Source organism: Kingella pumchi (genome assembly GCF_022288825.1).
Classification (GTDB): Bacteria; Pseudomonadota; Gammaproteobacteria; order Burkholderiales; family Neisseriaceae; genus Kingella_D; species Kingella_D pumchi.
Genome location: NZ_JAKOOW010000017.1, coordinates 41572 through 63362, shown reverse-complemented (window position 1 = coordinate 63362; position 21791 = coordinate 41572). Strand labels below are relative to the sequence as shown.

Here is a 21791-nt window from a genome sequence, read left to right as displayed (position 1 = left end):
GGGGGGGGGGACGTTTTGTCCGATTCTTGCGGCGGCGGATTGTAAGCCCGTTGATGCGATTCTCAAAATGAAAATTATTATTGGCGCAATGTAAAAGTTGTATCCGGGCAACGGCGCTGTTTTTTCAGGCAGCCTGAAGAAATTTCAGCCGCTTTTTTCGCCTTTGCTTAACTCAAGTCAAGCAAATTAGCCTTTGGGCGGCCGGCGGCGACACTTGATTTTAGAATAGGCGCCCGCTGCGTTTAAGCATGCCGAAAAAGCGCAAGCGCATCGTTTGAAAACAAAAATAAGGAGCAGACAAAGTGAGAGCCGTCCCCGAGCTGGTGTGTCCCGCCGGCAATCTCCCCGCGATGAAAACTGCCGTCGACAACGGTGCCGACACCATTTACTTCGGCCTGAAAGACGCAACCAACGCGCGCAATTTCCCCGGCCTGAATTTCGATATGAAATCCGCCGCCTCCGGCATCGCCTACGCCCGCGAGCGCGGCCGCCATGTGCTGATGGCGATCAACACCTTTGCCCAGGCCGGCGAAGTGGAGCGCTGGTACGGCGCCGTCGATACCGCCGCGTCGCTGGGCGTGGACGCGGTGATTGTCGCCGATCCGGCGCTGATGGCCTATGCCTGCAAGCGCCATCCGAATCTGCGCCTGCATATGTCGGTGCAGGGTTCGGCCACCAATTACGAAGCGATCAACCTGATGCGCGATCTGTTCGGCATCCGCCGCGTGGTGCTGCCGCGGGTGCTGACCATTGACCAGGTGCAGCATGTGATCGAAAACACCGATGTCGAAGTGGAAGTGTTCGGCTTCGGCAGCCTGTGCGTGATGGTGGAAGGGCGCTGCATTTTGTCGAGCTACGCCACGGGCGAGTCGCCGAATATGCAGGGCGTGTGTTCGCCGGCCAAGGCGGTGCGCTGGGAGCAGCTGCCCGACCGCATGGACGTGCGCTTAAACCGCGTGCTGATCGACCGCTTCAACCCCGACGAGCCGGCCGGCTATCCGACGCTGTGCAAAGGCCGCTTTGAAGTGAACGACGAAACCTATTACGCGCTGGAAGAGCCGACCAGCCTGAACGTGCTGGAAGTGCTGCCGCAGCTGATTAAAATCGGCGTGGCGGCCATCAAGGTGGAAGGTCGCCAGCGCAGCCCGATGTACACCGCCCAGGTTACCCGCGCGCTGCGCCAGGCGCTTGATGCCGCTGCCGCGCACCCGCAGGACTACCGCGTGGCCGAAGCGTGGAGTGGGGCGCTGGGCAAGGTCTCCGAAGGCAGCCAGAGCACGCTGGGCGCCTACAGCCGGCCGTGGAAATAGCGGCGCAGGCAGCCTGAAAAACGCCTGCGCTGTTTTCAGGCTGCTTTGGTTACGTCCAAACGGCTCTAAAGGCAGCCTGAAAAGCAAAATAACAAAGCATTGCAAAGGAACAAACATGAAACTCTCTCTCGGTCCCATCCAGTTTTTCTGGCAGAAAGAAACCCTGCTCGAGTTTTACCTGCAGATGCTCGATGCCCCGCTCGACATCATCTATCTGGGCGAAACCGTCTGCTCGCGCCGGCAGAAAATGCGCTTTGCCGACTGGTTCGGCCTGGCCGAAGACCTGGCCGAAAGCGGTAAAGAGATTGTGCTGTCGTCGCAGGTTTTGCTTGAAAGCGAGTCCGATCTCAAGCGCCTGCGCAAAATCGCCGGACAAGAGCGTTTCAAAATCGAAGCCAACGATATGGGCGCGGTCAAACTCGCGCGCGAACACGGCATCCCGATTGTGGCCGGCGCCAGCCTGAATATCTACAACGAAGCCACCTTGCAGGTGTTCCGCGAGCTCAACGCCTACCGCTGGGTGGCACCTGCCGAGCTTGCGCGCGACAAAGTCGCCGCCATCGCCCTGTCCGAGCCCGCCATCGAAACCGAGCTTTTTGCCTGGGGCAAAATCCCGCTGGCCTATTCTTCGCGCTGCTTTACCGCCCGCCACTACAATCTCAACAAAGACAGCTGCGAGTTCCGCTGCCTCGACCATGAGCACGGCCTGACCATGAATACCCGCGAGCACAAGCCCTTTCTTACCATCAACGGCATCCAGACCATGTCCTACGGCAGCCAGATGCTGCTGCCGCACCATCAGGAAATTGCCGATGCCGGCGTCGGCGTGCTGCGCCTGTCGCCGCAGCTGATCGAAATGCCGCGCATCATCGAGCTGCACCGCGCCGTGCTCGACGGTGCCACCGACGCCGACACCGCCTGCGCCGAGCTGCAGGAATACGCCACCGGCACGCCGGTGGACGGCTACTGGCGCGGCCAGCCCGGCATCGAAGCCGTCCATCTCAAACAACTGGAGAAACAATATGCCACTGCCTGACATCGTCCTGCCCCCGTTTGCCACCGGCATCGGCCGCCGCCTGCCCGGCCTGCCACCGCGTTTCGCGCTGGTCAAAACCCTCAACCTGATGCTTGAGCGCGGCCTGCTGCCGGCCGATATGGCGCTGTTTAACGGCCGCAAGTTCGAAATCGACGTGCTCGATGCCGGCATCCGCGTGCGCTTTTCCGCCGACGCCGAAAAGTTTACCGATGATGCCTTCGACGGCGCGCCCGATCTGCGGCTGGCCGCCAACGCCGTCGATTTTCTGCGCATGATGCTGCGCGAAGAAGACCCCGACACCCTGTTTTTCAAACGCAAGCTGCACATCGAAGGCGATACCGAGCTGGGCCTGATTACCAAAAACCTGCTCGACAGCGTCGAATGGCCGTTTGCCGACAAGCTGGCCAAATGGCAGGAGCGCCACGCCGGCTGAGCGGCAAAACCAAAAGCAGCCTGAAAACCCATACCAAGGGTTTTCAGGCTGCTTTTCCGTCAGCAAGGCAGCCGTATTCAGCGCGTCCGGCGCGTCTGCCACCACCAGGCCAGCAGCCAGCCGGTAAGGGCGCCGCCGATGTGGGCGACGTGGGCGATGTTGCTGCCGAACAGCGACACGCCGCTGATTTCGGCAAAGGCTTCGTAGGCCACCAGCCCCAGCACAAAATGCTTGGCCTTAAACGCGACGGGGACAAACATCAGCGACAGCGGCGCATCGGGAAACAGCGTCGAAAACGCCGCCAATATGGCAAAGGCCGCGCCGGAAGCGCCGATTACATGCACATAAGCCAGCGCGTTGCTGCCGCCGGTTTGCAGTTTGACATACACCCACAGCAGATAGAGCGCCGCCGCGCCGAGTCCGCCGAGAAAATACAGCAGCAAAAAGCGTTTTTCGCCCCACACCTGCAGCACATAGCGCCCGAACATGCCGACGGCGTACATATTCAGCAGCAGATGCGCCAGATCGGCGTGCAAAAACATATGGCTGAGCCACTGGTAGGGCGCGTAGGCTTCGTTTTGCGGATACCACAGCGCGCCGGCTTCGGTGGGCAGGGTGCCGGACTGCTGCATCAGAAAAACCAGCACGTTCAGGGCGATCAGGATATAGAGCGTGCGCATATCGGGGCGCAGGGGATGGCGTGTTTGGGTGTTCATGGTTTTGTATAGGCGGGTAAAAGGTTTTCAGGCTGCCTGCAAGCAGGCTAATCGGCAAAGTCGGCGGCTTCAAGGGCGAAACAGCGGCTGCCGTCGTTTTCAGGCTGCCCTTCGGCGAAGCCGAGTTTGCGGTGCAGGGCAAGGCTGGCGGCATTGTGCGGCAGCACGCGGGCGAGCACGCGGCGGGCGCCCAGTTCGGCAAAGGCGTACTGCAGCGCCAGTCTGCCCAGGCGCGTGCCGTGGCCGCGCGGGGCGTCGGGCGCGGTGTAAAAGCCCCATTCGTAAACGCCGCTATCGCGGCGACGGAAAGAAGCGTAGCCCAGCGGCTCGCTGCCGGCGCAGTAAACGAGCATGGCAAAATCGGGATCGGCGAGCGCGCGGGCAAACCATTGCTCATGGTTCGGCCACGGGATTTCGCAGTTGTCGAACATAAAACGGCGGATATCGGGGTGGTTGCGCCAGCGGTGGAGTAGGGCGCTGTCTTCTTCCCGCGCCGGCCGCACGAAGGCAGCCTGAAAGTCTGTGTCGGCATCCAAATGGCGCAGTACGCGCTTAACGCCCAAGCCATCGCACAGCGCGGCGGCGGCCTGCGACATTTCAAGCTGCCGCTTTTGCAGTTCGCGCAGCGCGGCGGCAAAGGCGGGGGCGGACAATTCCTGCGTTTCCAGCACCAGCGCCGCGCCGGCCTGCTGCAGCGCGGCGGCAACGGCATGCTGGTTGTCGGCCAGCACCAGCAGCAACGTCGGCAGGCCGAGACAGCAGCGCTCCCACGACGTGCTGCCCGCGGCGCCGATGGCCAAATCGGCCTGCGCCATCAGCTGCGCCATATTGCCGGCGGCAGACAGCACGCGGCAGGGGTAGGGCGCGGCGGCGGCAAATTCGCGCACGGCGGCGGTGTGCGGCGCGGTGGCGCCCATTACTACCGTGAGCGCGAATTTCAGGCTGCCGGCCAGCGGCTGCATCGCTTTGAGCACCGCGAGCGTGTAATTGTGTTCGTCCACCCCGCCCAGATTGAGCAGGATGCGGCTTTCAGGCTGCTTGGGTTCTGCGGCGCGGGCGGCCAGCGCGGCAGGACGTGCGGCGGCAAACTCGTCGCGCAGCAGGGCATAGCGGGTGCCGGCCAGCACGCGGCAGCCGGCAGGCAGCAGACCGGCGTAGTCTTGGCGGCGGCGGTTGAGTGTTTGGTCGAGCAGCAGATCGGCATCGTGGGCGCGGTCGCACAAATCGTCGATCACCATCAGCCGCGAGCCGCACACCGCGCGGGCGGCGCGCTGCCACACGGCATCGAGCGCGTAGTGGTCGCAAATAATCCAGTCGGGGCGCTGCGCGGCAATCAGCGGCGCGCAGTCGGCGGCATCCTGCTCTTGCGATACCGGCAGCCAATGGGCGTGCGGCGGGGCGCCGGCAACGGGCGGCGCGGGGTTTTCAGGCTGACTGCTTGCCGTATCGGACTCGAGCAGGCTGCAGGCAAAACCCTGCGCCCGAATCCAATCGGCCAGATGGCCGTTCAGGGCGCGGCAGACGAAATGCACGCCGTGGCCGTCGGCTTTGAGCGCGCGCGCGAGCGTCAGGCAGCGCATGATGTGGCCGCTGCCGATGGCCAGCGATGCGTCGGCACGGATAAGGAAGTTCATGGACAATCCCGAAAACAAGGCGGCGCGGATTGTAGGGCAAAGCAGGCAGCCTGAAAATGGCTACACGGCGTTTTCAGGCTGCTTTTGGACTGCCGGCAAGGGAAAACCGCCCGAATACAGAGATTCGGGCGGGGTGGGGCGCAAGCGTGCCGGCGCGGTTTAGTCGTCGCGGCGCACCGAGCGCACGCGGCCGCTGCGGGCATCCACTTTCACATCGTATTCGCGGCCGTTTTTGACGATTTCGACATCGTAGTGCGGATAGCCGTCGTCGTAATCGAAATCCACGTCTTTCACGCGGCCGCCCACCCGTGCCAGCGCCGCGCGCCCTGCCTGATCGGGGCTGATAAAGCCTTGGCGCTGTCGGGATTTCTTGCCGCTTTTTTTGGCTTTGTAGTGGCTGTGGCGGTAGCCGTCGTCCCAGTCATTGTCGGCGGCGGCCGGCGCGGCCAGCAGCAGGGCGGATAAGGCCAAGGCGGCGGCGGTCAGGTATTTGGATGGCATTTTTTGTCCTTTCGTTGCGGGTAAACGCCGGCCATCTTAGCGCTGCCGAATGAGCGCAAAATTAGCGGCTTTCAGTCTTGCTCGTCCTGCGCCTGCTCGGCAGCCAGCTTGGCGAAGGCGGCTTTCATGGTCGGATTTTTGCGCGTGAGTTTTTTCACGGTCAAATCTTCGGCTTTGTTGTTGGCAAGGCGCAGGTTGTTTTCGGCGCCGAGCAGGTCGGCTTTGGTTTTTTCTAAGTGGCGGATGGTGTCGTCAATATGCTTGATGGCAGCCTGAAACTTCTCGCTGGCCAGGCGGTAGTTGCGCCCGAACTTTTCGCGGAAGTCGTCCAGCTCGTTTTCAAAATTGGTGATGTCGATATTCTGCGCGCGCATCTGCGCCACTTCCTGCTTGTATTGCAGCGAATTGAGCGCGGCATTGCGCAGCAGCGAGATGATGGGCAGAAAAAACTGCGGCCGCACCACATACATTTTCGGGTAGGCGTAGGAAACATCGACGATGCCGCCGTTATACAGCTCGTTGTCGTTTTCCAGCAGCGACACCAACACCGCGTATTCGCAGGATTTTTCGCGGCGGTCTTTGTCGAGTTCTTTGAAAAAATGCTCGTTTTTCTTTTTGCTGGCGGTTTCGTCGCCTTCGTTTTTCATCTCAAACATAATCGAGATGATTTCGTTGCCATGCTCGTCGCTTTCGCGAAAGATGTAGTCGCCCTTGCTGCCGCCGGAAGCGTCGTTGTCCTTGCCGAATTTGGCCTGCGGAAAAGCGGTGGTACGGATGCGGTTGAACTCGGTTTCGCAATGGGCTTCCAGGCTTTCGCCCACCATTTTGGTGGACTGGCGGGCTTTGAAGTCTTTGTAGAAGGCGACTTCTTCGTCTTTGTGTTTGAGCTGGATTTCGTAGCGCTCGCGCAGGGCGTTTTGGGCGAGTTGGTTTTCGCTGTCGCGCAGTTGCAGTTGGGCGGCAAGCGCGGAGAGTTCGCGCTCTTTGGCGGACAGGGCTTCGCGGATGGCGAGTTCGCGCTCCAGCGTCATGCGTTGGGCGAGTGCTTGGTTTTGCGTTTGCAGCTCGGCAAGTTGGCGCTCTTTTTCGGCTAACTCGGTTTTCAGGCTGCCTGATGCGTTGGCGATGGCGAGCTGGCTGTCTTTTTCGTGGCCGGCGATTTGGTGCTGGAGCGCGGCGATTTGCGCGTCTTTTTGCGCGAGATTTTGGCTGTATTGCTGCTGGGCTTTGGCTTCTTGCGCCGCCATTTCGCTTTTCGCCTGCGCTTGGGCTTGGGCGAGCCGCTCATGCACTTCGGCTTGGAATTCTTGGGTGCGGACTTGGTTGAGAATGTCGGCGTAGCTCGCTTCGTTGATGGTGAAGGCGGTGTGGCAGTGCGGGCATTTGATTTCGTGCATGGCTCTCTCGCGGGCGGTATGAAAAAGGGCGATTTTAGCAGAAGCAGGCAGCCTGAAAGGCGCGGCAAACGGCTTTCAGGCTGCCTGTGCCGTCAGGCTGCCTGAAAAGCAAAAACGCCTGCCGCTGCCGTATAATCCGCGCCTTTCGTGTTCCCGCCGCTCCCGCCGCCGATATGCCGATTTCCCGCCGCCGTTTTCTCAGCAATGCCGCGCTTTTTGCCGGCAGCGCCGCCGCATCGTGGGCGGGCTGGCGCTGGCTCAATCCGCGCCCGCCGGTGCGCGTGCGCTATGCCGGCCTGCCGGCGGGGCACGATGTGCGCGACGGCACTTTTCAGGCTGCCCCGCAGTCGGAACACCGCTGCAATACGCTGATACTCGGCAGCGGCGCGGCGGCCTTGAGCGCGGCATGGTATCTGGCGCGCCACGGCGTACACGATTTTCTGCTCGCCGAAGGCTTCGAGCGCAACGGCAACAACGCCGCCTACCTCCACGGCACGCTTGCCGCTCCCAGCGGCGCGCATTATCTGGCACAGCCTTCGCGCGAAAGTGCGGCGGTGCGGCTGATGCTCGACGATTTCGGCATGGTGGCGGGGATAAACGCGGCGGGCGAGCCGCTTTACCGCGACGAAGACCTGGTCAGCCAGCCCGACGAGCGCCTGCTGTTGAACGGCCGCTGGCAAAGCAGCCTGCTGCCGGCGCAAGACAAGGACAGCCGCCGTTTTTTCGCGCTGACCGCCCGGCTGGCGCAGCAATACGGCAGCGACGGGCGCAAGCTGTTTGCCATACCGGTAAGCGAATCGTCCGCCGACAGCCGCTGGCGCAGCCTTGACAGCCAAACCTTCGCCCAATGGCTGGCGGCGCAGGGCTACCGTTCGCCCGCGCTTTTGTGGTATCTGGACTACTGCTGCCGCGACGACTACGGCCGGGGCATCGCCGCCGTTTCGGCTTTCGCCGGCCTGCATTATTTCGCCGCCCGCGGCCACAGCGGCCACACGCCGGTGCTGACTTGGCCGCAGGGCTTGGAAAAACTGTCGCAATGTCTGCGCGAAAAGGCGGGCTTGCAAACGCTGGCGCGGCTGCCTGAAGCGCGCGAATGGACTTTTGCCCGCCCCGCCAGCTGCGACGTATCGGCTTTGTCGATTGCGGAAGATGCCGACGGCGTGGCGGTGCTGCTGCGCCACAATACCAGCGGCCGCCAGACGCTGGTGCGCGCCCGCCGCGTGCTGTGCGCGATGCCGCTGATGGCGGCGGCACGGATTATTGCTGCACCGCAGCGCTACGGTTTTGCCGGCAGCCGTTTTCAGGCTGCCTATGCGCCGTGGCTGGTGGCCAATTTCGCGCTGGCAGGCTTTCCCGCCGAGCGCGGCGGCAGCGAGCTGGCGTGGGACAACGTGGTGCACGGCAGCCGCGGGCTGGGTTTTGTCTGCGCCACCAACCAATTTATCCGCCGCGCACCGCCCGAGCGCACCCTGCTCACCGCCTACACCGCACTCGATATGGCCGACCCGCAAAGCGTGCGCCGCCGTCTGCTGGCGGCATCCGCCGACGATTTGCTGGCCGAAGCGGCGCAGGATCTGCTGGCGGCCTACGGGCGCGGTTTCTGGCGGCGGGTGGAAGCGGTCGATATCTGCGTGCGCGGCCACGGCATGCGCGTGCCGCTGCCGGGTTATCTGGACGATGCACCAACGCTGGCGCTGCGCCGCCACCGCTCGCGCATTGTCTTTGCCCACAGCGATTTGAGCGGCTATTCAGTGTTTGAAGAAGCCGCGCATTGGGGCGTAGCGGCGGCCCAATACTGGCTCTCCCAAGACCAAGCCGGTTTTCAGGCAGCCTGAAAACTGCCGTCCGCACGCTTGGGGCGCAGCAGAAAATGCCGCGCCAACGCAAAATTTTGCCAAATTTTCCCACCGCCACTTTCCATCGTCCCAAAAATCACATACCCTTACGCCTTTTTCGATTTCAGGCTGCCTGCGGGCAAAACCTGAGTGTATTTTTCAGGCTGCCTTTAGGCGGCCGACGGAGAACCAGCCGATGGCTCAGCAAACTTGGAAAAAAATCGCCCTTTACACTATGGGCGCCTTAACCGGCGCCGTGCTGACGGTCAGCGCCCAGTCGATCGCCGCCGATAAGGCCGCCGAGAAAAAAGAAGGGCTGCCGATCTCGTCCCTGCGCAATATGGCCGAAGTTTACAGTCAGGTGAAAGCCAATTACGTGAGCGACGAAAAAGACGAAAAACTGATCGAAAACGCCATCAAAGGCATGGTTTCCGGCCTTGATCCGCACTCCGAATATATGAACAAAGAAGGCTATGCCGACATGCAGGAGAGCACCAGCGGCGAATTCGGCGGCCTGGGCATGGAAATCGGCGCGGAAGACGGCTTTGTCAAAGTGGTCTCGCCGATTGAAGACACGCCCGCCGAGCGTGCCGGCGTAAAAAGCGGCGACTTCATCGTCAAAATCGACAACGAATCCACACGCGGCATGAGCGTTACCGACGCGGTGAAAAAAATGCGCGGCAAACCCGGTACCAAAATCACCCTGACCCTGTCGCGCAAAGACAGCACCAAGCCGATTGTGGTCAACATCACCCGCGCCATGATCAAAGTGAAAAGCGTGCGCCACCACCTGCTGGAAGACGGCTACGGCTATGTGCGTGTCAGCCAGTTCCAAGAGCGCACCGTGCCGGCGCTGGCCGAAGCGATTGCCGCGCTTTCCAAAGAAAACAAAGGCCCGCTCAAAGGCGTGATTCTTGATTTGCGCGACGACCCCGGCGGCCTGCTCAACGGCGCGGTCGGCGTATCGGCAGCCTTCCTGAAGCCCGATTTGCTGGTGGTCAGCACCAAAGGCCGCGACAACCGCTCGGCGATGGAACTCAAATCCCGCCCCGAAGACTATCTGCTTGCCCCGGGCGGCGACCCGCTCAAAGACCTGCCGCCGGAAATCAAAACCGTGCCGATGGCCGTTTTGATCAACTCCGGTTCCGCATCTGCTTCCGAAATCGTGGCCGGCGCGCTGCAGGATCACCGCCGTGCGGTATTGGTCGGCACCCGCAGCTTCGGCAAAGGCTCGGTGCAGTCGGTGATCCCGATGAGCAACGGCGGCGCGCTGAAAATCACCACCGCGCTCTACTACACGCCCAAAGACCGCTCGATCCAAGCCACCGGCATCCTGCCTGATGTGGAAGTGCAGGATAAAAACCGCACCTTCGAGAGCCGCGAAGCCGACCTCTCCGGCCACATCAACAACCCCACCGGCGCCAACGAAGTCAAAGGCGGCGTCTTGGAGCAGCAGGCCGAAGAAGCGGAAAAAGCCGCCAAGCAGGCCAAAGCCAAAGACGGCAAAAAAGACAAAGACGAAGATGTCGGCTCCCGCCGCAAACCCGATCCGAGCAAAGACGACCAGCTGCGCAAAGCGCTCGAACTGGTCAAAGACCCCGCCCAATGGCAAAAATCGCTCGGCCTGGCCGCTGCCAAGAAAACCGACGACAAAACCGCCAAAGGCAAAGACGCCGCCAAAGGTAAAAAATAAGCACCGTCTCCCATCCGATCGCACGCTTTGGCGTGCGGTTTTTTTGCCGACAGAACTTTCAGGCTGCCTGAAAGTTCTGAAAAACACGCCGCCGGATGGCGTTTCAAAGCAGCCTGAAAAGCCAAACGCTTGGGGCAGGGTGCCGCTATCCGCTTTCAGGCTGCTTTGTCCCGCAACAACAGTCCCTAACGCAAGCAGCCTGAAAGCACCCAAAAGCCGTTTCAGGCTGCCTGAGAAGCGCGACACTTGCGCTATAATCCGCCGCTTTCAACCGCCCGCGACGCCATGTATTTTCTAACCGAACTCGTCCGCCTGCTCGAGCAGCGCGGCCATGTTTTTTCCGCCGACCCGCGCGTGGCCGAAGAGAGCCTGCGCGACAGCCCGCTGCCCTTTGCCGAGCGGCTGGCGCGCCGCGCCGAAATGGCCGACCGCGACCACGCGCTGCGCGACCGCCTGGCCGCCCACGAGCGCCGTCTGCACCAGTTGCTGCGGCTGGCCACGCTGCTGTGGCTCGGTGCCGGCTTTGCCGCCGGCTGGGCGCTGATGGCGCAACGCAGCCTGAATTTCCTGCTGCTGCTGGCCGGCGTGCTCAGCGTCCACAGCGTGATGCTGCTGCTGTGGCTGGTATCGGCGCTCGGCCGGCGTCCGCCGAAAACGCTGCTGGCGCCGGACAACTGGCTGCGCGGCAAAGACGCCGTTTCCCAAGCGATGCTGCGGCTGTATGCCGAAGCCGCCGGCCAAACCGTGCAGCGCTGGCGTTTGGGCGCGGCCATGCACCGGCTCTCGCTGGCGGCGCTGGGCGGCATGACGCTGGCGGTACTGCTAATGCTCTCGGTGCGCCAGTACGGCTTCAACTGGGAAAGCACGCTGTTGGACAGCGCCGCTTTCGGCCATCTGGTGCAGGTGCTGGGCTGGCTGCCGGCCAAACTCGGCTTTGCCGTGCCCGATGCCGCCGCCGTTGCCGCCAACCGCAATCAGGCGCAGGCCGGCGATGCCGCCGCCTGGGCGGGGCTGCTGCTGGGCAGCATCGTCTGCTACGGCCTGCTGCCGCGCGCCGCAGCGTGGCTGTTCTGCCTGTGGCACGGCCGCGGCCGTCTGGAGCCCGACTGGTCGCAGCCCTATTACCAAACCATTATCGGCCGCTGGCAGCGCAGGATTACCGACAGCGCCGCCGACTACCGCGCCGACACCCCGCAGCCTGCGCCCGCGCTGCCGGCCGCCGCCGCCCAGCATTGGGCGCTGCTGCTCGATACCGCCCATCCCGAGCGCGACTGGTACCGCGACCTGCTCGGCCGCGACTGGCAGGACTGCGGCGTGATTGCCGAACGCAGCGAGCTGGCGGCGCTGGCCGAACGCCTGCAACACGCCGCCGCACCGGTACAGCTGCTGGTCGGCATCCGCGCCACCCTGCCGCCCGACCGCGGCATGACCCGCCGGCTGGAAACCCTGTCCGCGCAGGCCGCCGGCGGACTGATCGTTCAGCTCTACCTGCCCGCCGGCACCGATCCCGCCGCCGGCAGCCTGCAAGAAACACTGGCGCAATGGCGCGATACCCTGCACCGCTACGGCTGGCCGTGGATCGAACCGCCGCAAACCAGCCAACTGCCGCCTAAAGCATCAGCCGGCAAAGCAGTCTGAAAACGTCCAAAACCGCTTTCAGGCTGCTATGCTTGCGAAATATCAAAAAGCAGCCTGAAACAGCGTTTACCGCTTTCAGGCTGCTTTTGTTTTGGTTGGCGCGCTTTGGTTTTGCGAATGCCGCTGCGGCAAATATTTTCAGGCTGCCTTGGGTATTCAAGGCAGCCTGAAATGCTTTTGGCGGGCGCAGATGGGTTGCAGGCTGCTTTGGCTGGGCAGCCTGAAAAATCAGCCGCCCAAGTCTGTAAATTCGCTGCTGCTGCGCGACATGGCGATCAGGACAATCCACCAGACGCCGACGAAAACCAGGAAATAGGAAAAGGCGAACAGCCCGCGCTCCCAGGGGCTCATCGGCGGCATCGGGCAGCGGCTGCATTCGGCGGTGGAGCCGCCGAGTATGGTGTAGAAGAAAGCGTCGGCGGCAAGCAGGATCAGCGGCTTGCGGTAATGCCGCCACAGGGTTTGCAGGCGTTCGCGCATGGTGCGGTCCTTTTTGGGGATTTCAGGTTGCTTGGGTGTAAGGCAGCCTGAAAATTTTTAAGACGCGGCGGGCGATTGGCGATCGGGTATCCGCTTATTTTTGCCCGGCCGGGTGCCTTGTTTTGGGGAACGCTATTTGGCAAAACTGGCGCTTCGGATGCCGCCAAGATTGCTGGCTATGCGGACAATGACGGCTTGGTTTGTTTTTCAGGCTGCTTTGTGTGGCAAAAAGCAGCCTGAAAGTCTGCAGCGGCGGTTTAGTCTTTGCTGACAAAGCGTTTGTTTACGCGCAGGCGCTCGCCGCGGCCGGCTTTTTTGATTTCCAGCCAGTCGGCGTAGATGGCGTGAATCAGTTCGCGGTCGGTGTCGAAGCCGTAGTTTTGCGGGTTGATGTTGAGCGCGGCGAGCTGTTTGAGTACGTCGCTCAGGCGCGCCCAGCCTTCGACGTCGGCGGCGGCATCGACGGCCTGCTGCACGGTGGGAATCACGCGGGTTACCGGCAGTTTGCCGTTTTTGGTTTTGGCGGCGGGTTTGGCTTGGGCTGCCGGGGTTTCTGCGGCGGCGTTCTCTTGGCTTTTCAGGCTGCCTTCGCTGCCGGTTTTGCGCGGTTTGCGGCCTTTGGCTTGGCTTTCGACGGTATCGGCGTTGTTGGCGGTGTTTTCAGGCTGCTTTTGGCTTTCAGGCTGCCTGCTTTCGGTTTTGTCGGCGGCTTTGTCGCTGCGGCGGCGCACTTGGAGCTGGTTGTTGTCGGTGCGGTGTTCGAAGATGTCGAAGGATTTGATGAGTTCCGAGAGTTTGCCGTAGCCGTAAAGGCGGGAGTCGAAATCGGGGTTGGTTTTGTTGATGTAGCTGCCGATGGGGCCGAGATTGGCCCAGCCGAGATCGTCGGCATTTTCGCGCACGGCACGTTTGATCAGGGTAAGGGCGTCGGCGGCCGGTTCGGTGGCGTTGTCGGCTTCGCCGGCGGCGATTTTGCCGTCGCTGCGGGCTTTGGTTTGGTTTTTGTGGGGGCGGAAGATTTCGGTGTAAACGAATTTGTCGCAGGCTTTGCGGAAGGCTTCGGGGGTTTTCTTTTCGCCGAAACCGTATACGGTGCGCCCGCTTTCGCGCAGGCGGCTGGCCAGGCGGGTGAAGTCGGAATCGCTGGAAACGATGCAGAAGCCGTCGAAATTGCCGCTGTAAAGCAGGTCCATGGCGTCGATCACCAGCGCCATATCGGTGGCGTTTTTGCCTTTGGTGTAGGCAAACTGCTGCACGGGGATGATGGCGTGGGGCAGGAGTGCGGCTTTCCATTTGGAAAGGCCGTGGCTCCAGTCGCCGTAGATGCGTTTGACGCTGGCGATGCCGTATTTGGCGATTTCTTCGAGCAGGCGGTCGATGATGTCGGCGGGGGCGTTGTCGGCGTCGATCAGGACGGCGAGCTTGGTGTTGGCGTTGTTGGCGGTTGTCATTTTTCGGGAACTTTCGGGAACGGGTTTATCGGTAGCGCACGTTTTCGGCGGCGTCGATGCGGATGCGGCCACTGCGCAGCAGGCGGGTCAAGACCAGCGCGGCGGCCGCGGGGCTGTGCAGTTTGGCGGCCAGAAGCTGCATCAGCGCGGCTTTTTTCTTGGGACGGTTTTTCTTCAAGAGCGCCAGCACTTCGGCTTCGTTTACCGGCGGCAGGTCGCAATCGGCCAGCAGGGTAAACACCGGCTCGGCGGTTTTTTCAGGCTGCTTCGGTGCGGCCGTGCGGACGGCGGGCGGTGGTGGCGGGGTGAATACGGCAGGCATCTGCGGCGCGGCGGGCAGCGGCAGTTTGGCGTTTGCCGTTTCAGGTTGCTTGTGCGGGGCATTGTCTGATTCAGAGCGCTGCAGCCGGCGGGCGAGTTTTTTGCCGAATTTGGCGGCATAGCGCACGCTGGCTTGCGGATAGGCAGCCTGAAAACGCTTGGCCAGCCGTTTGAGCTTTTTGCGTGGCGAAACCAGCACCACGCGGGCGGCAGGTTCGGCGGAGAGTACCGCTTCGGCTTCGGCGGCGATGCGGCGCAGCGGTTTGCCGGTGGCGCACAGGCCGCATTCGGCACCGAGCTGCGGCAGCACGCGCCGGAGCGATTTTTCGCTGCCGTACAGGCTGATGCGCCAGCCTTCGACGGGCAGGCGGCGCCATTTGGCTTGGACTTTGGTGGTGTCGATAAGCAGATGCTGCATAAGGCTTCCTTTCCGTGCACAAACGCCGTTTCAGGCAGCCTGAAACGGCGGTGGGTGGGGCTTAGCCGGGTTTGCCGACGTTCTGCGCCAAAAGCTGCAGATTGCGTTCGGCCTTGGTAACGAAGGGGTTGTCGGCATCCCAGGCATAGCCGGCGAATATCGAAGTGAGCTGGCGGCGCGCTTCGCCGCGCAGCGCTTCGGAAAAGACGATGTTTTGGAAACTCTGGTCGTACCAGCCGGTAACATAATGGCGAAAGGCATTGACGCCGAGATTCAGCGCGTCGGCAAATTCGCGCTGCCAATCGACTTTCTCGCCCTGAAAATGGCGGTCGATGATGTCGGCGGCGAGTTTGGCGGAGTGGACGGCGGTGGTCACGCCACTGGAAAACACCGGATCGAGAAACTCAGCGGCATTACCCAACAGCGCGAAATGGCGGCCGTACAGCGCTTTGACGCTGGCCGAATAGCCGCGCAGATATAGTGCGGGAAAGCCGTTGTCCCACACCGCGTTTTGCAGGATGCGCGCCGGCAGCGGCATTTCTTTGGCGAATTGTTCGATCACCGTTTCCGAGCCGCTGATGCCGGCGAAATGATCGCCGGAGCCGACCACGCCGATGGATGAGCGGCCGTTGCTGAAGCAGGTGAGCCACAGCCAGACGTCGCGGTGCTCGGGGTGGACGCAGACCAGGGTTTTGTTGCGGTCGAAATCGGGATTGGTGATGTGGTCGTCGATATGGGTGAAGTGGACTTGACGCGGCGGCAGCGTCGAGGGCATGTCCCAGCCCAACAGGCGCGGCAGCGCGCGGTAGTAGCCGCTGGCATCGAGCACGAAATGGGTGTCGATCACGTATTTGGTGCCGCTTTCGTCTTCCACGCCGAGTTTGGCGCTGTCGCCGCCGTTGTTGAAGGCGGAAACGGTTTCGCCGAAACGCACTTCGGCGCCGGCTTTGATGGCGGTGTCGATCAGAATCTGGTCGAAACGGTCGCGCTGGACGTGAAAGGCATGGCTGGGGCCGGCGGCGGTTTTTTCGTTGAAATTGAAGCTGGCGTAGCGCTCGCCCCAGGAAAAGGCGGTGCCGTTTTTGTATTGGAAGCCGATGCCGTTTTGCACCGCGTCGGCCATGCCGGCTTCTTCCAGAATCTGGATGGCGTGCGGCAGCAGGCTCTCGCCGATAACGAAGCGCGGAAAGTGTTGTTTTTCCAATACGCAGACATGGTAGCCGCGGCGGGCAAGCAGGGTGGCGGCAACTGCACCTGAAGGTCCGGCGCCGATAATGGCGATGTCGAAATGGTGGATCATGTGTGGCTCTCGGGTGACAGGCAGCCTGAAAGGGGCAAAACCGCTTTCAGGCTGCCTGCCGGCAATCCGCGGGGCAAACGCGTAAGTTTATGTTCTGTAAAAAGCTATGCCGGCGCAAACGCCGTGCGCGCTTCAGGCAGCCTGAAAAGAGCAAACAGCGGTTTTTTTCAGGCTGCCTGAAACTGTATGTAATAAGGCATATTCTACAATAAAAACATGGTTGCCAAGCCGAGAAAAATCATAAAGCCGCCCGAATCGGTTACCGCGGTAATCAGAACCGAGCTGCCCAGCGCCGGGTCGCGGCCGGAGCGCTCCATCAGAATCGGAATCAGCACGCCGACCACCGCCGCCAAGAGCAGGTTGAGCGTCATCGCCGCCACCATCACCAGGCCGATGCCGACGCTGTCGTAGAGCAGCCACGACACCAGTCCCATCACGCTGCCCCAAATCACGCCGTTGACCAGCGCCACGCCGATTTCTTTTTTTAGAAGCCGGATGGCCTGCGCACCGGAAATCTGGCCGACCGCCAGCGCGCGCACAATCATGGTGATGGTCTGGTTGCCCGAATTGCCGCCGATGCCGGCCACAATCGGCATCAGCGCCGCCAGTGCGACGATTTTCTCGATGCTGCCTTCAAAGGCGCCGATCACGCGGCTGGCCACAAAGGCGGTAACCAGATTGATCGCCAGCCACATCCAGCGGTTTTTCACCGAATCCCACACCGGCGCAAACAGGTCTTCTTCTTCCTTCAAACCGGCCATATTCAAGATGTCGGCTTCGGATTCTTCGCGGATCACGTCCACCATTTCGTCCACGGTCAGACGGCCGATCAGCTTGTCGGCGGCATCGACCACCGGCGCGGTTACCAAGTCGTAGCGCTCGAAGGCCTGCGCCGCTTCTTCGACGTCGTCTTCCGGCCGGAAGCGCACCACGTCGGTGGCCATCACGTCGGCCACCATTTCTTCGGGCGCCGATACCAGGAGTTTGCGGATCGGCAGCACGCCCTGCAGGGTGTCGTTGTCGTCCACCACAAAGATTTTGTCGGTATGGTCGGGCAGGCTGTCGAAACGGCGCAGATAGCGTAGCACCACTTCGCAGCTTACATCGGCGCGGATGCTGACGGTTTCAAAGTTCATCACCGCGCCCACCTGGTCGTCGCGGTAGGACATGGCAGCCTGAACCTGGGCGCGCTCTTCTTCGTCGCGGGTTTGCAGCGCTTCGGCAACCACGTCTTGCGGCAGATCGTCGGCCAAATCGGCCAGATCGTCGGCTTCCAAGTCTTCCACCGCCGCCAGCAGCTCTTCGCTGTTCATCGCTTCGATCAGCGTTTCGCGCACCGCGTCGGACACTTCCAGCAGCACTTCGCCGTCTTCTTCGGGCGCGGCCAAACGCCACACCAGCACGCGCTCTTTGGGCGGCAGCTGTTCGAGCACGTCGGCGACGTCGGCCGGATGCAGCTCGTGCAGGATGCCGGTGAGCGTTTGCAGACGGCTGTTGGTTTGCGGGTCGGAAAGGGTGTTGTCGGCCGCGATCAGCGCGTAGTGCGGCAGCAGCGACTCGGCCAGATCGTGGATGCGTTCGATGTCGATGGCGGCGCCTTGTTCGGCGGTACGGCGATCGTCGGTGGTTTGAGGTTCCATAAATGCTCCGCCTGCCTGTGCGGCGGGCATTCAGGCAGGTTTAGGGTGTGTGTGGGAAAGAATGGCTCGGTAACGAACTGGGAAGGTCCATAGTCGGCGCCCGCGCGTTTGAAAGCGGGCCGGCGGTTGGAAACGGCGCGCATTCTACACGCTTTGCGCGGCGGCGGCAGCGGAAATTCAGGCAGCCTGAAAACCGCAACCGCCGCGCCGCGGGCAAATGTTTTCCGCAGGCGGCGGTTTTGGCGGATAATCGCGGCTGCGCGCAGGCAGCCTGAAAACGCTTTTCAGGCTGCCTGAGGCCGGAAAATCCCGTTTCACCACCAATAAAGAAAACTGCCATGCACACCGTTTTTTATCTCGAAAACCACGAGCACATCGCCCTGTGCGATCTGCTCAAAGCCGCCGGCCTGGCCGAGAGCGGCGGCGCCGCCAAAAGCGCCATCGCCGCCGGAGAAGTGAGCCGCAACGGCGAGACCGAAACCCGCAAAACCGCCAAAATCCGCACCGGCGAGCGCATCGAATTTGCCGGCAGCAGCATCGAAGTGAGGGCGGGCCATGACGCCGGATAAACCCCTGCTGAGCGAACCGGAAGCGCCGGAAGACTGGGAATGCTGCGGCAGCGAATGCGGCGAAGCCTGCATCCACGACATCTACCGCCGCGAACTGGCCGCCTATCGGGCGCAGCAGCGCGAGCTGGTAGAAACCGCGCAAACTGCCGAGTCGCCGCCGGCCGAATAATCCCGTTTTGCCCCTTTATCCGTTTTCAGGCTGCCTTAGCCGCCAGCGCAAAGCAGGCAGCCTGAAAGCCGTTTGATTGTGAAAGGAAGCCCGATGGCCTACCGTTTTTCCCTGCCGTCTTCATCCGGCAGTATCTTCAACAGCGAAGACAACTTACCGCTGGTGCTGTATTTCTACCCCAAAGACAGCACCCCGGGCTGCACCACCGAAGGATTGGACTTCAACGCCCGGCTCGCAGACTTTCAAGCGCTCGGCTACACCGTGGCCGGCATCTCGCGCGACAGCGTCAAAAGCCATCAGAATTTCTGCGCCAAGCAGCAGTTCCGTTTCGAGCTTTTGAGCGACGCCGACGAAACCGTCTGCCGCCTGTTTGACGTCATCAAAAGCAAAAAACTCTACGGCCGCGAATACGAAGGCATCGAACGCAGCACCTTTGTGCTCGATGCCGCCGGCGAAATCCGCCACGAATGGCGCAAGGTCAAAGTAGCCGGCCACGCCCAGCAGGTGCTCGACACCCTGCGCGCCGAAGCAGCCTGAAAACCCGAAGCAGCCTGAAAAAGCGGTTTTCCCCTTTTCAGGCTGCCTGAACGTTTGTCCCACCGAAAGACTAAGCATGTATCCCACCGCCCCCCCCGGCTACCGCTGCGGTTTCATCGCCATCGTCGGCCGCCCCAACGTCGGCAAATCGACGCTGATGAACCACCTGATCGGCCAGAAAATCAGCATCACCAGCAAAAAAGCGCAGACCACCCGCCACAAAGTAACCGGCATTTACACCGACGACACCGCCCAATTCATTTTCGTCGATACCCCCGGCTTCCAAACCCACCACCGCAACGCCATCAACGACCGCCTGAACCTAAACGTAACCGAAGCGCTCTCCGGCGTCGATGCCGTTGCCTTCGTCATCGAAGCCATGCGCTTTACCGAGGCCGACCGCACCGTTATCCGCCAGCTGCCCAAACATGTGCCGGTGGTGCTGGTGCTCAACAAAATTGACCGCAGCAAAGCGCAAAACGCCCACGAGCTGCAGGCCTTTATCGACAGCGTTACAGCCGAGTTCCCTTTTGCCGCCACCGCCACCGTCAGCGCCAAACACGCTCTGGGGCTGGCCGCGTTGCTGCAGCAGCTCAAAGCCTACCTGCCCGAAGGCGAACCGCTGTATCCCGAAGACATGGTTACCGATAAATCCGGCCGCTTTCTCGCCAGCGAAATCGTCCGCGAAAAGCTGTTCCGCTATCTGGGTGAAGAGCTGCCCTATGCGATGAACGTCGAAGTCGAGCAGTTCCAAGTCGAAGAAGACGGCCTGCACCGCATCCACATCGCCGTGCTGGTGGAGAAAGACAGCCAAAAAGCCATCCTGATCGGCAAAGGCGGCGAAAAGCTGAAAAAAATCTCCACCGAAGCGCGGCTGGATATGGAAAAACTGTTCGACGCCAAAGTCTTTTTGCGGGTATGGGCGAAAGTCAAATCCGGCTGGGCCGACGACATCCGTTTCCTGCGCGAATTGGGCATGTAGCCCGCATCCGAGCCGTCTTCGTCCAATATTTTCAGGCTGCCTTGAATCCCCAAGGCAGCCTGAAAATATTTGCCGCAGCGGGAAAAGCGCTAACGGCGGCGTTGGCGAAACCGAAGTGTGCAAACCAAAGCAAAAGCAGCCTGAAAGCGGCAAACGCTGTTTCAGGCTGCTTTTGAGTGTATTGCAGGCATGGGCAGCCCGAAAACTATTTTTTCCAATAGCCGGGCGTAAACAGGATAAATACGGTGAAGATTTCCAGCCGCCCCAGCAGCATCACGGCGGCGCACAGCCATTTTTGCAGGTCGGTCAGCGCGGCGTAGTTGTGGGCGGGGCCGACGATGCCGAGGCCGGGGCCGGTGTTGGTGATGCAGGCAATCACGGCGCTGATGGCGCTGATCAAGTCCATGCCGCTGATCATCAGGGCGAAGGTGGCGGCAACCACGGTCATAAAATAGGCGAAGATAAAGGCCATAATCGCCATGGCGAGGTGTTCGGTCAGGCTGCTGCCGTTGACTTTTACCGTGCGCACGGCGTTGGGGTGCTGCAGCAGTACGGTTTCGCGCAGCGAGAATTTGGCCAGGGCAATGGCGCGGGCGAGCTTGATGCCGCCGCCCATCGAGCCGGTGTTGGCCAGTACGTTGGAGAGAAAGAACATCCACAGCGATACGGTGAGCGGCCACACGCCGAAATCGGTGTTGGCAAAGCCGCTGGCCAGGCCGATGGAGATGAAGTTGAAACCGACGTAGCGCAGCGCATCGCCCAAGCCGTAGCGGCCGGTGAAGTAGAAATAAAGGGTGGCGGCGGCAATGCTGGCGGCCAGCAGCAAGAGCAGGGTGCGCACTTCTTCGTCGCGCCAGTAAGGGCGCAGACAGCGGTGGCGCAGCGCTTTGAAGTGGGTGGCGAAATTGATGCCGCCGGCCAGGGTGGCCAGCGCGATTACCCATTCGACCGCGGCCGAATCGAAGGCGGAGATGCCTTTGTCGCGGGTGGAAAAGCCGCCCAGCGCGAAGGCGGACATGGCGTGGCAGATGGCGTCGAACCAGCCCATGCCGGCCAGGTGCAGCCCTAGGCCGGTGAGCAGGGTGCAGCCGAGATAAAACAGCCACAGCCGCTTGGCGGTTTGCGAGATGCGCGGCGCCATTTTGGCGTCTTTTTCGATGCCGGGGATTTCGGCCTGAAACAGGCGCGTGCCGCCGACGCCGAGCATCGGCAACACCGCCACCGCCAGCACGATAATGCCCATGCCGCCGAGCCAGTTGAGCATGTGGCGCCAGAAATTGAGCGAGGGCGCAAGGGTATCTAGCCCGCTCATAATGGTGGCGCCGGTGGTGGTCAGCCCGCTGATGGCTTCAAAAAAGGCATCGGTAAACGACATCTCTTCAAAGTAGAAATAAAACGGCATCGCCGCAATCAGCGCAAACGCCAGCCACAGCATGGTCACCAGCGCGAAGCCGTCGCGCGGGCGCAATTCGTGGTGGTGGCTGCGGGTGAAAAACCACACCGGCAGGCACAGCGAAAAGGTGATCAGGCCGGTGGCGGAAAACACCGTTTCGGCGCCGTCGTGAAAATAAAACGACACCGCCGCCGGCACCAGCATCAGCACCGCGAGCAGCATGCCGAGCTTGACGAGAATATGCAGGGTGGGCAGGATTTTTCGCATAACAGAACATCAAAGGCGCGATAAAGGCAGCCTGAAAACGGCAAAAACGGTTTTCAGGCTGCCTTGTTTGG

Annotated in this window: 21 protein-coding genes; 11 read left to right on the top strand and 10 right to left on the bottom strand. The window is 61.6% G+C overall.

The window, feature by feature from the left end:
• Positions 1 to 302: 302 nt before the first annotated feature.
• From ubiU to ubiT, 3 genes are all read left to right on the top strand, one after another.
• A complete protein-coding gene (gene ubiU, locus MB824_RS04285; protein WP_238746272.1) occupies positions 303 to 1310 on the top strand; it encodes a ubiquinone anaerobic biosynthesis protein UbiU in 1008 nt (335 codons plus the stop codon).
• Positions 1311 to 1425: 115 nt separating this feature from the next.
• Positions 1426 to 2346, top strand: a complete 921-nt coding sequence (locus MB824_RS04280) for a U32 family peptidase (RefSeq protein ID WP_238746270.1) — start codon at positions 1426 to 1428, stop codon at positions 2344 to 2346.
• Positions 2333 to 2779, top strand: a complete 447-nt coding sequence (ubiT, locus tag MB824_RS04275) for a ubiquinone anaerobic biosynthesis accessory factor UbiT (protein WP_238746268.1) — start codon at positions 2333 to 2335, stop codon at positions 2777 to 2779. Before MB824_RS04280 ends, ubiT begins: the two co-directional genes overlap by 14 nt.
• A 77-nt stretch (positions 2780 to 2856) precedes the next feature.
• Here the strand turns inward: ubiT and MB824_RS04270 are convergent, their stop codons facing one another.
• Both MB824_RS04270 and pseG read right to left on the bottom strand, forming a co-directional pair.
• Entirely contained in the window at positions 2857 to 3495 is a 639-nt protein-coding gene (locus tag MB824_RS04270; protein WP_238746267.1) for a rhomboid family intramembrane serine protease, read from the bottom strand.
• A gap of 47 nt (positions 3496 to 3542) precedes the next feature.
• Entirely contained in the window at positions 3543 to 5129 is a 1587-nt protein-coding gene (gene pseG, locus MB824_RS04265; protein WP_238746265.1) for a UDP-2,4-diacetamido-2,4,6-trideoxy-beta-L-altropyranose hydrolase, read from the bottom strand.
• Here pseG and MB824_RS04260 point away from each other — a divergent pair.
• Positions 5128 to 5292 carry a hypothetical protein gene (locus MB824_RS04260; RefSeq protein WP_238746262.1) on the top strand — a complete coding sequence of 55 codons (165 nt, stop codon included), beginning with the start codon at positions 5128 to 5130 and terminating at the stop codon, positions 5290 to 5292. The two genes, pseG and MB824_RS04260, sit on opposite strands and share 2 nt — an antisense overlap.
• On the opposite strand, the gene MB824_RS04255 is transcribed toward MB824_RS04260, so the two are convergent.
• Both MB824_RS04255 and MB824_RS04250 read right to left on the bottom strand, forming a co-directional pair.
• Positions 5289 to 5630, bottom strand: a complete 342-nt coding sequence (locus tag MB824_RS04255) for a PepSY domain-containing protein (RefSeq protein WP_238746261.1) — start codon at positions 5628 to 5630, stop codon at positions 5289 to 5291. The genes MB824_RS04260 and MB824_RS04255 overlap by 4 nt on opposite strands.
• Before the next feature lie 71 nt (positions 5631 to 5701).
• Entirely contained in the window at positions 5702 to 7027 is a 1326-nt protein-coding gene (locus MB824_RS04250; protein WP_238746260.1) for a DUF2130 domain-containing protein, read from the bottom strand.
• A gap of 173 nt (positions 7028 to 7200) precedes the next feature.
• Between MB824_RS04250 and MB824_RS04245 the strand changes: the two genes are divergently transcribed.
• The 3 genes from MB824_RS04245 to MB824_RS04235 all read left to right on the top strand — a co-directional run bounded on the left by MB824_RS04245 (position 7201) and on the right by MB824_RS04235 (position 12193).
• Positions 7201 to 8862, top strand: coding sequence for an NAD(P)-binding protein (locus MB824_RS04245; RefSeq protein ID WP_238746259.1), 1662 nt, complete (start codon positions 7201 to 7203; stop codon positions 8860 to 8862).
• Positions 8863 to 9058: 196 nt separating this feature from the next.
• Positions 9059 to 10555 (top strand): S41 family peptidase, encoded by a 1497-nt coding sequence (locus tag MB824_RS04240; RefSeq protein ID WP_238746258.1) that lies wholly within the window; start codon positions 9059 to 9061, stop codon positions 10553 to 10555.
• Positions 10556 to 10840: 285 nt separating this feature from the next.
• The gene (locus MB824_RS04235; RefSeq protein WP_238746257.1) at positions 10841 to 12193 is read left to right on the top strand and encodes a DUF2868 domain-containing protein; all 1353 of its coding nucleotides are present in this window, start codon (positions 10841 to 10843) and stop codon (positions 12191 to 12193) included.
• A gap of 228 nt (positions 12194 to 12421) precedes the next feature.
• Here MB824_RS04235 and MB824_RS04230 read toward each other — a convergent pair whose 3' ends face one another.
• From MB824_RS04230 to mgtE, 5 genes are all read right to left on the bottom strand, one after another.
• Positions 12422 to 12673 (bottom strand): peptide ABC transporter permease, encoded by a 252-nt coding sequence (locus tag MB824_RS04230; protein WP_238746256.1) that lies wholly within the window; start codon positions 12671 to 12673, stop codon positions 12422 to 12424.
• Between the two features lie 257 nt (positions 12674 to 12930).
• A complete protein-coding gene (locus tag MB824_RS04225) occupies positions 12931 to 14124 on the bottom strand; it encodes an NYN domain-containing protein (RefSeq protein WP_238746255.1) in 1194 nt (397 codons plus the stop codon).
• A gap of 25 nt (positions 14125 to 14149) precedes the next feature.
• Positions 14150 to 14863 carry a hypothetical protein gene (locus MB824_RS04220; RefSeq protein ID WP_238746253.1) on the bottom strand — a complete coding sequence of 238 codons (714 nt, stop codon included), beginning with the start codon at positions 14861 to 14863 and terminating at the stop codon, positions 14150 to 14152.
• 61 nt (positions 14864 to 14924) lie between these two features.
• On the bottom strand, positions 14925 to 16163 hold the full coding sequence (locus MB824_RS04215) for an NAD(P)/FAD-dependent oxidoreductase (RefSeq protein ID WP_238746251.1): 1239 nt from the start codon (positions 16161 to 16163) through the stop codon (positions 14925 to 14927).
• 203 nt (positions 16164 to 16366) lie between these two features.
• The gene (mgtE, locus tag MB824_RS04210) at positions 16367 to 17803 is read right to left on the bottom strand and encodes a magnesium transporter (protein ID WP_238746249.1); all 1437 of its coding nucleotides are present in this window, start codon (positions 17801 to 17803) and stop codon (positions 16367 to 16369) included.
• Between the two features lie 338 nt (positions 17804 to 18141).
• Between mgtE and MB824_RS04205 the strand changes: the two genes are divergently transcribed.
• The 4 genes from MB824_RS04205 (at position 18142) to era (ending at position 20060) form a co-directional block, all read left to right on the top strand.
• Positions 18142 to 18372 (top strand): RNA-binding S4 domain-containing protein, encoded by a 231-nt coding sequence (locus tag MB824_RS04205; protein WP_238746247.1) that lies wholly within the window; start codon positions 18142 to 18144, stop codon positions 18370 to 18372.
• On the top strand, positions 18359 to 18541 hold the full coding sequence (locus tag MB824_RS04200; protein WP_238746245.1) for an oxidoreductase-like domain-containing protein: 183 nt from the start codon (positions 18359 to 18361) through the stop codon (positions 18539 to 18541). Before MB824_RS04205 ends, MB824_RS04200 begins: the two co-directional genes overlap by 14 nt.
• Positions 18542 to 18634: 93 nt before the next feature.
• Positions 18635 to 19078 (top strand): peroxiredoxin, encoded by a 444-nt coding sequence (locus MB824_RS04195; RefSeq protein WP_238746243.1) that lies wholly within the window; start codon positions 18635 to 18637, stop codon positions 19076 to 19078.
• 76 nt (positions 19079 to 19154) lie between these two features.
• A complete protein-coding gene (era, locus tag MB824_RS04190; protein WP_238746241.1) occupies positions 19155 to 20060 on the top strand; it encodes a GTPase Era in 906 nt (301 codons plus the stop codon).
• A gap of 205 nt (positions 20061 to 20265) precedes the next feature.
• Here era and MB824_RS04185 read toward each other — a convergent pair whose 3' ends face one another.
• The gene (locus MB824_RS04185; RefSeq protein ID WP_238746239.1) at positions 20266 to 21720 is read right to left on the bottom strand and encodes a TrkH family potassium uptake protein; all 1455 of its coding nucleotides are present in this window, start codon (positions 21718 to 21720) and stop codon (positions 20266 to 20268) included.
• Positions 21721 to 21791 lie beyond the last annotated feature (71 nt).